This window comes from Actinomadura geliboluensis, assembly GCF_043197915.1.
GTDB lineage: Bacteria > Actinomycetota > Actinomycetes > Streptosporangiales > Streptosporangiaceae > Spirillospora > Spirillospora geliboluensis.
In genome coordinates this window covers 46226-60718 of sequence record NZ_JBICUA010000004.1, presented here as the reverse complement: position 1 = coordinate 60718, position 14493 = coordinate 46226, and the positions used below count along the sequence as shown (strand labels likewise).

Here is a 14493-nt window from a genome sequence, read left to right as displayed (position 1 = left end):
GGGTCAGTCCAGGAGCCCGAGTTCGGCGACGAGCTTGGGCGTCCAAATGACCCGCCCCAGGAACTTCTCGGCCTCCGGGTGCGCGACCAGCCAGACGATGGCCGCGCCCGGGGCCTCCTCCGGCGTCGCCTCGAAGCCCTTGCCCTTGAGCGCGTCGATCCCGCCGCGCGCGGCGCCCGCGTCCGTGACCACGAAGCCGGGGTCGAGGTTGAACGCGCGGATCCCGCGCCCCCGGTACTCGGCGTTGACCGCGCCCGCGAGCCGTCCGAAGGCCGCCTTGGACGCCGAGTACGCCACGCCCCAGCCGCCCTCGCCGGGCGGCGCCGGCGGGTCGCTGGTGGCCGACCCCGAGCACAGGTTCACGATCGTCCCGCCGCCCTGCTCCACCATCGCCGGGAGGACGGCCTGGAGCAGGACGATCTGGTTCAGGTAGTTGCCTGCGGCGACCTGCTCCGCCACGTCCACGTCCAGGTCGAGGAACCGCTCGTGGGTGCCCGGGATGTGCGCCACCGCGTTGTTGACCAGGACGTCGATCCGTCCCCACGCGTCCAGCACGGTCCGCGCCGCGGCCCGGACGCTGCCGCGGTCGAGCAGGTCCATGCGCACGGGCAGGGCCCGCGCGCCGAGCGCCTCGATCTCCGCCCGCGTCCGCTCCAGGCTGCCGGGGACGGGGATCGCCGCCGCCGTGCCCTGCCGCGGCGGGATCCGGCCCTCGCCCTCCGCGACGGTCCGCGCGGTGAACGCGACGTCGTGCCCGGCGGCGGCCAGCGCGAGCGCCGTCCGCCGGCCGATTCCCCGGCTCGCCCCGGTCACCAGCGCGACCGGCCTCGTTGCTGTCATCACAGGATGATGACACCGGCCGCCCGGCCGCGGCCGCCGCGCGACTCTCACTCAGCGGGAAGCCGCGGGCGCGCCACCACCGCGTTTGGCAGGTTGAGCGTTGACCGCCGTCCGCGCGGGCCGCGACACCGAAGGGATCGAGGACAGTGACGCAGATCCGAGGGCTGGGTTATCTCAAGGTCCAGACCCGCCACATCGACCGCTGGCGCGAGTTCGCCCTCGACGGGCTCGGATTCGCCGAGGGAAGCGGCCCGAATCCCGAGGGCCTGTACCTGCGCATGGACGAGCGCCGGTCGCGCCTGCAGGTGCTGCCCGGCGACAGCGACCGGGTGCTGGCCGTGGGCTGGGAGGTCCGCGACCAGTTCGCGCTGGCCGCCGTCCGCGAGGCCGTCGAGAAGTCCGGGACGGCCGTGACGGCGCTGTCGGCCGAGGAGGCCGCGGAGCGCGACGCCGAGGAGGTCATCGCGTTCACCGACCCGGGCGGCACGCCCGTCGAGGTGTTCTTCGGCCCGGTGCTCGACCACAGCCCGGTCCGCACCGGCTTCGCGCAGACGTTCGTCACCGGCCCGATGGGCATGGGGCACGTCGTCCTGCCGACGCCGAACTTCGCCGAGACCGTCACGTTCTACAACGAGGTCCTCGGGTTCCTGCCGCGCGGCGCGATGAAGGTCGGCGGCGGCGCCGTCCGCATCCGCTTCATGGGCGTCAACCAGCGGCACCACAGCCTCGCGATCTGCCCGGCCCCGCACGACGGCGACCCGGGCCTCGTCCACCTGATGGTGGAGGTCGACACCCTCGACGCGGTCGGCATCGCGCTCGACACCGTCAAGGAGAAGGGCTTCTCCATCTCCTCCACGCTCGGCCGGCACACCAACGACAAGATGGTGTCGTTCTACGTCCGGGCCCCCGGCGGCTGGGACGTCGAGTACGGCTGCGAGGGCATGCTCGTGGACGAGACGTACTACACCGCCGAGGAGATCACGAAGGACAGCTACTGGGGCCACGACTGGTCGGGGTCCGAGCCGCTGGCCGCGTTCACCCCGCGGAAGAAGGGCTGACGCCGATGGCCAAGCCCTCGGTGGAGCCGGTCGGCGCCGCGGAGGTGGAGTTCGACCACGAGTGCGACGTGCTCGTGGTCGGCTTCGGAGCGGCCGGCGCCGCCGCGGCGTACGAGGCCGCGGCGGCGGGCGCCGACGTGCTCGTCCTGGAGCGGTCGAGCGGCCCCGGCGGGACGTCCGCCCAGTCCGGCGGGGAGCTGTACCTCGGCGGCGGCACGCGGGTGCAGCAGGCGTGCGGCTTCGACGACACGCCGGACGACATGTTCGCCTTCCTCAAGGCGGCGCTCGGCCCGCACGCCGACGAGGAGAAGCTGCGGCTGTACTGCGACGGCAGCGTGGAGCACTTCGAGTGGTTCCGCGCGCGCGGCGTCCCGTTCAAGGAGAGCCTGTTCGAGGCGCCGTGCTGGATGCCGTACACCGAGGACGGCCTGATGTGGCTCGGTGAGAACGCCTGGCCGTACAACACGATCGCCCGCCCCGCGCCGCGCGGCCACCGGCCGGAGACCCCGATGTTCGCCGGCGGGATCCTGATGGAGAAGCTGATCGCGGCCGTCGCGGAGGCGGGCGCCGTCACCCACCAGGACACCTATGCCACGAACCTCGTCGTGGACGGCTCCGGCCGCGTCACGGGCGTCGTCGCGCGCAAGTTCGCCGACACGGTCGTGTACCGGGCGCGCAAGGGCGTCATCCTGACCTCCGGCGGGTTCGTCGACAACGAGGAGATGCTCGCCGACCACGCCCCGGTGCTGCTCGGGCACGACAAGGTCAGCGACGGCAGCAGCGACGGGTCCGGCATCCGGATGGCGACCGCGCTCGGCGCCGCGACCCGCCGGATGGCCGCCGTGGAGATCGCGCTCACCGCCAACCCCGCCGTCATCTGCCGGGGCATGCTCGTGGACGGCCTCGGCCGCCGCTTCATCAACGAGGACGTCTACCCGGGCCTGTTCAGCCACCGGGCCGTCCAGCACCAGCCCGGACCCTACTGGGCGATCATCGACGAGACCGGGCACGACGAGATCTCCGAGGCCGACATGTGGGGCGTCCGCCCCAAGCACGCGGCGGAGACCCTCGCCGAGCTGGAGGAGTCCCTCGGCCTGCCGCCCGGCTCGCTGGAGGCGACCGTCGAGACCTACAACCGGTTCGCGGAGCGGGGCGAGGACCCCTACTTCCACAAGGACCCCAAGTGGCTGCGCCCGCTGAAGGGGCCGTTCGCGGCGATCGACCCGGCCGACGGGTTCTTCGGCGCGGGCAAGCACGGCGCCGGGACGGGCGCCGCCGGGTTCACCCTCGGCGGCCTGGACACCACCGTGGACGGCGAGGTCCGCAACCACTCCGGCGAGCCGATCCCCGGCCTGTACGCCGCGGGGCGCACGGCCGCCGGCATCCACGGCGAGGGCTACATCAGCGGGACGTCCCTCGGCGACGGCACGTTCTTCGGCCGCCGCGCCGGACGCGCCGCCGCCGCATCTTCGAACTGAGAGGTATTGCATGAAGTACGCCGTCCTGCTCCCCGTCGCAGCGGGCGTGACCGCCGATCCGGCCTGGATCGGCGCGTACGTCCGGCACGCCGAGGTCTGCGGCTTCGAGTCGGTCGGCGCGGTCGAGCACGCGGTGGTGGCGAGCGGCTACTCCAGCGTCTACCCGTACGACACGTCCGGGAAGATGGAGCTGGCCGACGACCTGGACATCCCCGACCCGCTGGACCTGCTCGCGTTCCTCGCCGGGCAGACCTCGCGGATCGGGCTCGCCACCGGCGTGCTCGTCCTCCCGAACCACCACCCGGTGGTGCTGGCCAAGCGGCTCGCGACGGTCGACGCGCTGTCCGGTGGGCGGCTGCGGCTGGTCGTCGGCATGGGCTGGATGCGCGAGGAGGTCGAGGCGTGCGGCGCCGACTTCGACTCGCGGGGCCGCCGCGCCGACGAGCAGCTCCAGGTGCTGCGCAAGCTGTGGGCCGACACCGCCCCCGAGGGCGCCGCCCACGACGGTGAGTTCTTCCAGTTCAAGGGTGCGATGAGCTACCCGAAGCCCGTCCAGGAGGGCGGCGTGCCGATCCACGTCGGCGGGCACACCAAGGCCGCCGCGCGCCGCGCCGGCCGGTACGGCGACGGGCTCCAGCCGCTCGGCGTCGCCGGTGACGAGCTGCGCGCGCTCGTCGCGCTGATGCGCGAGGAGGCCGAGAAGAGCGGCCGCGACCCCGACGCCCTCGAACTGACGCTCGGGCACACCTTCGCCGGGATCACCCCGGAGAAGTCGGAGAAGCTCGCGGCCCGGGGCGCGAGCCGCCTCGTCCTGCGCGGCAACCCGACCACGGACCTGAACGAGGCCAAGGACGAGCTGTCGGCCTGCGCCGAGCGCCTGGGCCTGGCATGACGCTGGGAGTCGTGGACCAGATCGCCCTCGGCGATCTGGTCGCCCGGTACGCCCTCCACGCCGACCGCCGCGAGATCGACGCGATGGCGGCCCTGTTCGCCGAGGACGCCGTGCTCGTCCTGCCCGACGCCCCCCGCGACCTCGACCCGGTGCGCGCCTTCAGCGGCCGCGAGGAGATCACCGCGACGCTGTCGGTGCTGAACGGCATACCCGTCACGTTCCACGCCCTCGCCGGGCAGGTGTTCGACGTCGGCTCCGAGCCGGGCACGGCCACCGGGGAGATCGCCTGCGTCGCCCACCACCTGACGAAGCGGGAGGACGGCACCGTCTCCGACCTCGTCTGGCACTGCCGCTACACCGACACCTACCGGCTGGACGGCCAGACCTGGCGGATCGCCCGGCGCGAGCAGCGCATCGACTCGATCGAGACCCGTCCCGTCCGGAGGTGGCGCGGTGAGTGAGAGCCCGCGGGTCAGCGTCGTCACGGGCGGCGCGCTCGGCATCGGCGGCGCGATCTCGCGCCGCCTGGCCGCCGGCGGCGACCTGGTGGTCCTGAACGACATCGACGCGGACGCCGCCGCCCGCGCCCAGGCCGCCATCGAGGAGGCGGGCGGCCGCTGCGTCACCGTCATCGGCGACATCGTCGAGGACGAGACCGTCGCGAAGGTTGTGGCGGCGGCAAAGGGCCGCGTGGACGTCCTGGTGAACAACGTCGGCGACTTCCGCCCGGCCGCGCCGTCCTTCCAGGACAGCACGCCCGACCAGTGGCAGCGCCTCTACGAACTGAACCTGCTGCACGTCTTCAAGCTCACCCACGCGCTGCTCCCCGGCATGATCGAGAGGCGCTCCGGCAGCATCGTCAACAACTCCACGGTCGAGGCGTTCCGCGGCATCCCGCAGCACCCGGTGTACTCGGCGTTCAACGCGGGCGTGTCGGCGTTCACCCGCAGCCTCGCGGTCGCGGTCGGCCGGCACGGCGTGCGCGTCAACGCCATCGCGCCCGACCTCGCCAACACCGAGCAGACCCCGGTCGAGTGGATGCGGCGCGGCTACGACGAGGGCCTGGAGCACACCTGGGTCCCGCTGGCCCGCTTCGGCGAACCCGACGACTACGCCGCCGTCGTCGCGTTCCTGGCGTCCGACGACGCCCGGTTCGTCACCGGCCACACGATCCCGGTGGACGGCGGCACGCTCGCCGCGTCGGGCTGGTTCGTCCGCGCCGACGACCAGGGCTGGACGAACCGCCCCCACCGCGCCTGAGCCGGCTCAGACCAGGTGGCAGGCCACGTGGTGGCCGTCGGCGGTTTGGCGTAGTTTCGGTTCTTCCTCGGCGCAGCGGTCGGTGGCGAGGGGGCAGCGGGTGCGGAAGCGGCAGCCGCTCGGCGGCGCGATCGGGGACGGTAGTTCCGACTGCTCCTGCTCCGCCGCGTCCTGTGGCGCGTCCGGGACCGAGGCGAGGAGGAGGCGCGTGTAGGGGTGGAGTGCCGACCCGGCCAGGGCGCCGGACGGGACGACCTCGCACACCTTCCCCAGGTACATCACCATGATCCGGTCGCTGACGTTCTTCACCACGGCGAGGTCGTGCGCGATGAAGATCATGCTGAGGCCGAGCCGCTCCCGCGTCGCCTCCAGCAGGTTGAGGATCTGCGCCTGCACCGACACGTCCAGGCTCGACACCGGCTCGTCGCAGATCAGCACGCGCGGGTCGAGCAGCAGCGCGCGGGCGATGCAGACGCGCTGGCACTGCCCGCCGGACAGCTCGTGCGGACGGCGGTCCCAGACGGTCGCCGGGTCGAGGCCGACCGCCTCCAGCGCCGCCTCGATCGCGGCCCGGTCCGGCTTGCCGCCCCACACCACGGGCCCCTCGGCGACGAGGTCGGCGACCTTGCGGCGCGGGTTCAGCGCGGCGACGGGGTTCTGCAGGATCATCTGCATCCGGCGGCGCCGCTCGCGCAGCGCGGACCGTCCGAGGCCGGTCAGCTCCGCGCCGTTCAGCTTCACCGAGCCGCCGGTGGGCGGCGGCAGCTGCATCACCGCTCGCCCGGCGCTGGACTTGCCGCAGCCCGACTCGCCGAGGATGCCGAGCGTCTCGCCGTCCAGCAGGTCGAAGCTGATGCCGGAGACGGCGTGCACGGTCCGGCCGCGTCCCGCCGGGAACTCGACGACGAGGTCCTCGACGGACAGGACACGCTCGCCGCCGCGCAGGTGGGTGGTTCCGGTGCCGGCCATCAGGCGCCTCCGATGCTGACGGGGTGGTGGCAGGCGACGGCGTGCCCGCCGTCCGCGACGAGGTCGGGGGCCGTGCCGCAGGCCGCCGTCGCGTACCGGCAGCGGGGCGCGAACCGGCAGCCGGGCGGCGGCGCCGCCATGTTCGGCGGGGCGCCGTCGATCGCCTGGAGCGGGGAGTGCGGCGGGTCGGCGAGGCGCGGCACGGACGCCAGCAGCGCCTCGGTGTAGGGGTGGCGGGGGCCGCCGAACAGCGCCTCGGCCGGGGCCAGCTCCGCGAGCCGTCCCGCGTACATCACCGCGACCCGGTCGGCGCGCCCGGCGACGACCGCGAGGTTGTGGCTGATCAGCATGATCGCCGTGCCGAGCTCCGCCTGGAGCCGGCCGAGCAGGTCGAGGATCTGCTTCTGCACGGTGACGTCCAGCGCGGTCGTCGGCTCGTCCGCGATCAGCAGCGACGGCTCGCCGGCCAGCGCGACCGCGATCACGACGCGCTGCCGCATGCCGCCGGACAGCTCGTGCGGGTACTGGCCGAGGCGGCGGCGCGGCTCGGGGATGCCGACCAGCCGCAGCAGCTCCTCGGCCCGGTCGCGGGCGGCGGCGCGGGACAGGCCCCGCATGCCCTCGGTGAGGTGCCGGCCGACCTTCTTGACGGGGTTGAGCGCGGTCGACGGGTCCTGGAAGACCATCCCGACCTCCGACCGCCACAGCCGCCGGCGCCCGGCGGCCGAGAGCGCGTGCACGTCCTTGCCGTTGAGGACGACCTTGCCCGACACCGTCATCGTCGGCCCGGAGGTGTAGAGGCCCATGACGGTCCGGCCGAGCACCGACTTGCCGGAGCCCGACTCGCCGACGATGCCGAACATCTCGCCGGGGCGGACGGTGAAGGACACGCCGTCCACGGCCTTGAGCGGGCCCCGGGCGGTGCGGATCTCGGTGCGCAGGTCCTCGACCGTGAGAAGGGGGCTGTCGTTCATAACCGCTCCTAGAGCTTCGCCTGGCGGGGGTCCCAGCGCTTGCGGGCCTTCTCGCCGATGAGGTTGAACGCGAAGACGGTCAGGAAGAGCGTGATGCCGGGCACCAGCACGATGTGCGGGTACCGGGTGAAGGCGTCATTCTCCTCGCCCTCGGCGATCATGTTGCCCCAGGACGGCGCGGGCGGCTGGACGCCGAGGCCGAGGAAGCTCAGCGACGCCTCGGCGACGATCAGCACCGACACCATCACCATGCCGTAGGACGCGAGCGGCAGCAGCACGTTCGGCAGCAGCTCCCGCGTCATGATCCGCCACCGGGACGCACCGATCGCCTCCGCCGCCGTGACGAACTCGCGCTGCGCGAACGCCAGCGTGCTCGCCCGCGCCATCCGGATCATGCTGGGGATCGCCAGCAGCGACAGCGCGACGGAGATGTTGCGCAGGTTCGGCTCCAGCACGGTGCCGAGCGCGATGAGCAGGATCAGGGGCGGCACGGCGAGCAGCGCGTTCGTCAGCACCCCGACGCCCGCGTCGGTGGCGCGCCCGAAGTAGCCGGCGACGATCCCGACCGTCCCGCCGACGACGATGCCGATCGCGACCGCGCCGAGCGACACCACGAGCGACGACCGCGCCCCGTAGACGACGCGGGACAGCTGGTCGAGGCCGAAGTTGTTGGTGCCGAGCGGGTGCGAGGTGGACAGGTCGGGGACGGCCATGCCGGGCGTCCCGAGCGTTTTGACGATGTCCTGGTGCTCGCCGAGCGGCAGCGCCGGCGCCAGGACCGCCGCCCCGACCAGCAGGACGAGCCACACCGCGCACAGCCAGAACATGAGGTCGAAGGAGGCGCCGAACAGGTCCCGCCCGGCCGCGTTCAGCCCGGCGTAGGCGGCGGCGAGGCCCGCGACGACCGCGGCGGCCTGCGTCCAGCCGTCGCCCGCGAGGACCGTCACCGACAGCCCGAACACGGCGAGCCCGGCGACGGCCAGGGCCCCGCCCCACCAGCGGCCCGCCGGCCGCGACGCGGCCGGCGCTACGGAGATGTCAGACATGTGCCCGCCTGATTCGTGGGTCGAGCCGGCCGTAGGACAGATCGATCAGCGCGTTCACCAGCACGTAGATCAGCGCGATCACGAGCACCGCGCCCTGCACCATCGGCACGTCGCCGGCGTCCGCCGCGCCGATGATCAGCGTGCCCATACCGGGCAGCGCGAACAGGTACTCCACGATCACCGTGCTGCCGATGAGCCGGCCCAGGCTGATCCCCATCAGCGTGATCAGCGAGAAGGACGAGGGGCGCAGCGCGTCCCTGACCAGCACGTGGACCGGCGTCATCCCCTTCGCCTTCGCCGACAGGATGAAGTCCTCCTGAAGCGTCGTGATGAGGTCGCCGCGCAGCACGCGGGTGAACGTCGCCGTCTCCATCAGGGCGATCGTCAGCGCCGGGAGGAACGCGTGGTAGAGGTTGTCGCCGATCCCGTCGCCGAGCCGCGCCCACTCCAGCCGGGGGAACCAGCCGAGCCGCTCGGCGAACAGCGCGATCAGCAGCATGCCGGCGAGGAAGCTCGGCACCGACAGGATCCCGAACGTCCCGGCGCTGACGATCCGGTCGACGAGGCCGCCGGCCCGGTACGCCGACCACATCGCCAGCGGTACCGCCAGCAGCAGCGCCATCAGCATCGCGAGGACCGCCAACTCGGCGCTCACCGGCAGCGCCGCCGCGACCCGGTCGGCGACCTCGCCGTTCGGCGGGACGAACGAGGTGCCGAGGTCGCCGGTCAGCGCGTCCCCGAGCCACGTCCCGTACCGGACGGGCAGCGGGTCGGTCAGCCCCATCGCCTCCCGCTGCGCCGCGTACTCCGCCGCCGTGTGGCCCTCGCCGAGCACCACCACCGCGGGGCGCCCGGCATCAGGTCCACCAGCGCGAACGTGCCCATGCTCACGATCAGCAGGACCAGCACCAGCTCGACGAGCCGCCGCACAAGATCACGCGCCATCTCGTCCCCCTAGCCCTTCGCGAGCCATGCGTCGTCCAGCAGGACCATGCTGTTGACGGTGCCGACGACGCCGTGGACGTCGTCCGTCCAGGCGACGAGTTCGGGTTGCGGGCCGAACACCAGCGCGGGGACGTCCTCGTTCCATTGCTCCTGGACGCGGCCCATGACCGCGCGCTGGTCCTCCAGCGACCCGGCGCCGCGCAGTTCCTCGATCAGCGCGGACATCTTCGGCGTCGTCGGCATGCCGACCGTGAGGTTGCCCTTGCCGTGCAGCGTCGCGTACATGCGGCCGAACGGGCCCGCCTCGCGCCAGCTGATGCCCCAGCCGGACACGTCGTAGCTCTTGCGGACCGACACCTTCGTGATCTGGTCGGCGATCGAGCGGACCAGGTCGAGTTCGACGTCGAAGCCGACGTTCTCCAGCATCGCCTTGGCGGCGAGGGCCGTCGTGCGGGACGCGGGGTCCTGCGCGTCCAGCCAGGTGACCTTGCCGTCGTAGCCGTCGGCCTTCGCCTGCTTGAGCAGCTCGCGGGCCTTGTCCGGGTCGTAGGGGAGCGGCTTGACGCCGGTGTGCCAGACCGAGAACTCGGGGAAGAGCGCGTTGCTCGCGAGGCCCGTCCCCGGATAGGCGCGCCGGTAGATGACCTCGGGCTGCATGGCGTAGTGCATGGCCTTACGGACGCGCGGGTCGGCGCCCGGATGCCCGGGGGTCGCGTTGATGACGGCGACGTTGCCGAGCGCGACCATGCTCAGGTAGCCGTGCTTGCCGTCCTTCAGCGCCTTCTGGACGACGACCGGATCCCGCAGGAACGCCGACTGGATCCGCTCGGTGTTCAGCGTGTCCAGCGCGGCGTTCGGGTCGTCGACGTAGACCATCCGGATGCGGTCCAGGTGCGGCTTGCCGTCCCAGTAGTCGGCCCGCGCCTTCAGGACGGTCTCTTCCTTCGGCTTGTAGCTCTCGAACGTGAACGCGCCCGCGCCGACCGGGGTGAACTTCCCCTTCGCGTCGGACGACTTCGCGACGATCATCCCGGGCCCGGTGGTGAGCATGAACGGGAACGTCGGCCACTTGTGGGCGAGCTTGAACACCACGGTCAGGTCGTCGGGCGTCTCGACGGCCGTGACGTTGTTCTTCCAGAGCGCCGCTTCGTCGGCGCCCTTCTTGACGTAGCGCTCGATGCTCCACTTCACGGCCTGCGCGTCCAGCGGCGTCCCATCGCTGAACGTGACGCCGTCGCGGAGGCCGAGCGTGAACTCGGTGGCGTCGCCGTTCGCCTTGAGGTCCTTGGCGAGCTGCGGGTGGAGTTCGCCGGTCTTGCCGTCCCAGCGCATGAGCACGTCGTAGATGGCGGCCATCTCCACGCCGCCCGTCGATCCCGCGACGATCGTCTCGGCGGGGTCGAGCAGCCCGGCCTCGGCGTAGGCCGCGAACGTCATCGTGCCGCCCTCGGCGGGCTTCTCGCCCCCGGCGTCGCCGATCATGCCGACCCTGTACTCGGCGGGCTTCCCGGCGCCGGCGTCCCGGCCCTCGCCGCCGCTCTGCCACGCGCACGCCGACGCCATCACCGCGACGGCGAGGAGCCCGGCGGCGCGGCGGCTCTTCCCGGAAGTCTTCACAGTCCTCCTGCTGCCTTTATGTCGGGCCGGAACGACATAAACAGGGCAGTCCGCATCGAGTGCACCCCCGGTCCCGCTGAGTGGGATCTGGATCACAGTCGGTGCCCGCGGTGGCCACCGTGGTCGGCGTGGAACAGGAGAAGACCGCCGTCCTGGGCGACGACCGCCCGGGCCGCGAGACCGCGTTCGCGGAGCTGGTCGCGGCCCGCGCCGGCGACGACCGCACGGCCCTGGCCTTCGAGGACGCGTCCTGGACGTGGCGCGAGGTGGTCGCCGAGTCCCGGCGCCGCGCCGGGCTCGTCCGCGGGCTGCGCGGCCACGCCGGGCTGTTCCTGGAGAACGGCCCCGAGCACCTGTTCTGGCTGCTCGGCCTGGCGCTCGCGGGGATCCCGGTCGTCGAGCTGAACCCGACCCGCCGGGGCGCCGAACTGGCCCGCGACATCGCCCACACCGACTGCGGGCTGCTGGTCACCGAGACGTCCCGCGCGCCGCTGCTCGACGGCCTCGCCGACATCCGGACGCTGACCGTCGACACCCCCGGCTACCGCGACAGCCTGGCCGCCGCCGAGCCCGCGCCGCCCGTCACCGTCTCCCCGGAGACGATCTTCTCCCTGGTCTTCACCTCCGGCACGACCTCGGCGCCCAAGGCCGTCATCTGCTCGCAGGGCAGGCTCGGCCGGATCGCCGTCCAGCAGCGCGACCGCCGCGCGCTCACCCGCGACGACGTCTTCTACGTCGTCATGCCGATGTTCCACTCGAACGCCCTGATGGCCGGGATCGCGCCCGCCGTCGCGACGGGCGGCCGCATCGTGCTGCGCCGCAAGTTCTCCGCCTCGGGCTTCCTGCCGGACGTCCGCCGCCACGGCGTCACGTTCTTCAACTACGTCGGCAAGCCCCTCAACTACATCCTGGCCACCCCGGAGCGGCCGGACGACGCCGACAACCCGCTGCGCATCGCGTTCGGCAACGAGGCGAACGAGCGCGACATCGCCGAGTTCGCGCGCCGCTTCGGCTGCAGGGTCATCGACTCCTACGGCTCCAGCGAGGGCGAGATCCGGCTGAACCGCGTCCCGGGCACGCCCCGGGGCTCGCTGGGCGTCGCCGAGGCCGGCACCCTCGTCATCGACCCGGACACGCTCCAGGAGTGCCCGCGCGCCAAGTTCGACGAGAACGGCACGCTGCTCAACGCCGCCGAGGCCATCGGCGAGATCGTCGACACCGACGGCGCCGGCAAGTTCGAGGGCTACTACAACAACCCGGAGGCGACGGCGAAGCGCGTCCGCAACGGCTGGACGTGGTCGGGCGACCTCGCCTACCGCGACGAGGACGGCTACTGGTACTTCGCCGGCCGCGACGACGAATGGCTGCGCGTGGACGGCGAGAACTTCGCCGCCGCCCCCGTCGAACGCCTCCTGGCCCGCTACGAGCCCTTCACCGACGTCGCCGTCTACGCCGTCCCGGACGCGCACGTGGGCGACCAGGTGATGGCCGCCGTGACGCTCGCCGAGGGCCGCACCTTCGACCCCGCGTCCTTCACCGCCTTCCTGGCGGCCCAACCGGACCTGGGCACGAAGTGGACGCCCCGCTACCTCCGCCTGGTGGACGCCCTGCCCCGCACCCCCACCAACAAAGTGATCAAACGCACCCTCCGCGACGCGGCCTGGAACACCCCCGACCCCGTCTACGAGTACCGCGACGGCACCTACGAACTGACCTGAGCCGCACTGCCCGAGATCGTCATCTGACAGGATCCTGATCATCGGCGGGTGCGGGAGGGCGTGCGGGTGTCGAGCGAGAAACTGAAACCGCTCCAGGCGGGCGACCCGAAGAAGATCGGCGAGTACCGGCTGCTGGCACGGCTCGGGGCGGGCGGCATGGGCCGCGTCTACCTGGGCCGCTCGAAGGGCGGGCGGCCGGTCGCGGTCAAGGTGATCCACCCCCACCTCGCCGAGGACGCGCAGTTCCGCCGCCGGTTCGAGGCGGAGGTCGCCGCGGTGCGGCGCGTCGGCGGCATCCACACCGTGCAGGTGGTGGACGCCCGCGCCGACGCCGATCCGCCCTGGCTCGCCACCGAGTACATCGCGGGCCCGTCGCTGCACGAGGCCGTCACCGAGCACGGCGCGTTCTCCGCTTCGGCGGTCGCGGAACTCGGCGCCGGCCTCGCCGAGGGCCTCATGGCGATCCACGAGCGCAACGTCGTCCACCGGGACCTCAAGCCCGGCAACGTGCTGCTCGCGCAGGACGGGCCCCGCATCATCGACTTCGGCATCGCCCGCGCGCTCGACGCCGCCTCGCAGACCACCACCAGCACCGTCGGCACGCCCGGGTTCATGTCGCCCGAGCAGCTCCGGGGGCGCGAGGTCGGCCCGGCCAGCGACGTGTTCTGCCTGGCCGCCGTGCTGGCGTTCGCCGCCACCGGGCGGCGCCCGTTCGGCGACGGGCCGATCGAGGCCCTCGGCTACCGCGTCGTCAACGAGGAGCCCGACCTGACCGGCGTGCCGGAGCCGCTGCTCCCGCTGATCACGGCCGGCCTGGCGAAGGACCCCGCCGACCGGCCCGCCCCGGCGGAGTTCCTCGACCGCTGCTCCGCGCTCGCCCAGGACGAGGACCCCGCGCTGCCGGAACCCGTCACCACGATGATCGCCACGCGCGTGGCGGAGACCGAGGTGGTGGCGCCGCCGCCGGGGAGCGCGCCGCGGATCCCGCCGCTCGGCCGCCCGAAACCCCCGCTGCTCGCGGCCGCGGCGGCGCTGGCGGGCGTCCTGCTGGTCGCCTTCGCCGTCTGGGCCCTCGGGAGCGGCGGCGAGGCGCCGACCGCCCCCGCCGCCGGGGCCACGACCGCCGCGACGTCCCTCACCCCTTCTGCGACGCCCACCCCTCAGCCGTCGGAGACGGCGAGTGCGTCCGACAGCGCCTCCGCCGCCCCCGACCCCGTCCGCAAGGCGTTCGAGAAGATCTCGCCGGGCGACTGCCTGGACGCCTACGAGCGCCCGTCCGGCAAATGGAGCAGGACCAGGCCGCGCGCGGTCGGCTGCGGCCGCCCGGACGCCTACATGAAGGTGTACAAGGTGGTCCGCGACCACGGCGAGTGCTCCAGGGGCGAGCGCGGCGAACTGGACGGCGAACTGTGGTGGACCCATGGCGAGGAGGACGACGAGATCGCCCTCTGCGTGCAGCGCCAGTTCCACACGGGCGAATGCTTCCTCGCAGACAAGGGCGCGGAGGAGAACACGGTCGCCATCAGCAACTCCGACCTGATGACCTCATGGCCGTGCGGGAAAGCCCCTCCGGAGGACTACGACTACGTCCTCCGCATCACCGCGTACACCACCGCGTCCTCCTGCCCGCCGGGCGGCAGAAGGGTCGACTGGGAGATCCGCGGCCGAACCCTCTGCACCCGCATCGTCTGACCGC

The 14493-nt window shown here is 72.9% G+C and carries 13 protein-coding genes; 7 read left to right on the top strand and 6 right to left on the bottom strand.

From position 1 onward, the window contains the following. Positions 1–3: 3 nt before the first annotated feature. Positions 4–840, bottom strand: a complete 837-nt coding sequence (locus ACGFI1_RS14545; RefSeq protein WP_392785644.1) for an SDR family NAD(P)-dependent oxidoreductase — start codon at positions 838–840, stop codon at positions 4–6. Positions 841–986: 146 nt separating this feature from the next. Here ACGFI1_RS14545 and ACGFI1_RS14540 point away from each other — a divergent pair, with 146 nt between their 5' ends. Genes ACGFI1_RS14540 through ACGFI1_RS14520 form a run of 5 tightly spaced genes read left to right on the top strand, consistent with a single transcriptional unit; the run spans position 987 to position 5528 of the window. Beyond that, positions 987–1898: a VOC family protein gene (locus tag ACGFI1_RS14540; protein WP_301174712.1), complete on the top strand. Its 912-nt coding sequence runs from the start codon at positions 987–989 to the stop codon at positions 1896–1898. A 5-nt stretch (positions 1899–1903) separates the two neighbouring features. Continuing rightward, a complete protein-coding gene (locus tag ACGFI1_RS14535; protein WP_392785642.1) occupies positions 1904–3376 on the top strand; it encodes an FAD-dependent oxidoreductase in 1473 nt (490 codons plus the stop codon). A gap of 10 nt (positions 3377–3386) precedes the next feature. Next, a complete protein-coding gene (locus tag ACGFI1_RS14530) occupies positions 3387–4268 on the top strand; it encodes an LLM class F420-dependent oxidoreductase (protein ID WP_392785640.1) in 882 nt (293 codons plus the stop codon). Positions 4269–4279: 11 nt separating this feature from the next. Beyond that, positions 4280–4729: a nuclear transport factor 2 family protein gene (locus ACGFI1_RS14525; RefSeq protein WP_392785638.1), complete on the top strand. Its 450-nt coding sequence runs from the start codon at positions 4280–4282 to the stop codon at positions 4727–4729. After that, positions 4722–5528 (top strand): SDR family NAD(P)-dependent oxidoreductase, encoded by an 807-nt coding sequence (locus tag ACGFI1_RS14520; protein ID WP_392785636.1) that lies wholly within the window; start codon positions 4722–4724, stop codon positions 5526–5528. Before ACGFI1_RS14525 ends, ACGFI1_RS14520 begins: the two co-directional genes overlap by 8 nt. Before the next feature lie 6 nt (positions 5529–5534). Here the strand turns inward: ACGFI1_RS14520 and ACGFI1_RS14515 are convergent, their stop codons facing one another. From ACGFI1_RS14515 to ACGFI1_RS14495, 5 genes are all read right to left on the bottom strand, one after another. Beyond that, a complete protein-coding gene (locus ACGFI1_RS14515; RefSeq protein WP_392785634.1) occupies positions 5535–6497 on the bottom strand; it encodes an ABC transporter ATP-binding protein in 963 nt (320 codons plus the stop codon). Beyond that, a complete protein-coding gene (locus ACGFI1_RS14510; RefSeq protein WP_392785632.1) occupies positions 6497–7471 on the bottom strand; it encodes an ABC transporter ATP-binding protein in 975 nt (324 codons plus the stop codon). Before ACGFI1_RS14510 ends, ACGFI1_RS14515 begins: the two co-directional genes overlap by 1 nt. A gap of 8 nt (positions 7472–7479) precedes the next feature. Beyond that, positions 7480–8517 (bottom strand): ABC transporter permease, encoded by a 1038-nt coding sequence (locus tag ACGFI1_RS14505; RefSeq protein WP_392785631.1) that lies wholly within the window; start codon positions 8515–8517, stop codon positions 7480–7482. Then, entirely contained in the window at positions 8510–9358 is an 849-nt protein-coding gene (locus ACGFI1_RS14500) for an ABC transporter permease (protein ID WP_392785629.1), read from the bottom strand. Before ACGFI1_RS14500 ends, ACGFI1_RS14505 begins: the two co-directional genes overlap by 8 nt. A 113-nt stretch (positions 9359–9471) precedes the next feature. After that, entirely contained in the window at positions 9472–11079 is a 1608-nt protein-coding gene (locus ACGFI1_RS14495) for an ABC transporter substrate-binding protein (RefSeq protein WP_392785627.1), read from the bottom strand. 128 nt (positions 11080–11207) lie between these two features. Here ACGFI1_RS14495 and ACGFI1_RS14490 point away from each other — a divergent pair, with 128 nt between their 5' ends. Then, the gene (locus ACGFI1_RS14490; RefSeq protein ID WP_386874246.1) at positions 11208–12797 is read left to right on the top strand and encodes an AMP-binding protein; all 1590 of its coding nucleotides are present in this window, start codon (positions 11208–11210) and stop codon (positions 12795–12797) included. A gap of 48 nt (positions 12798–12845) precedes the next feature. After that, on the top strand, positions 12846–14489 hold the full coding sequence (locus ACGFI1_RS14485) for a serine/threonine-protein kinase (protein ID WP_392785625.1): 1644 nt from the start codon (positions 12846–12848) through the stop codon (positions 14487–14489). The last annotated feature ends 4 nt before the right edge of the window (positions 14490–14493 follow it).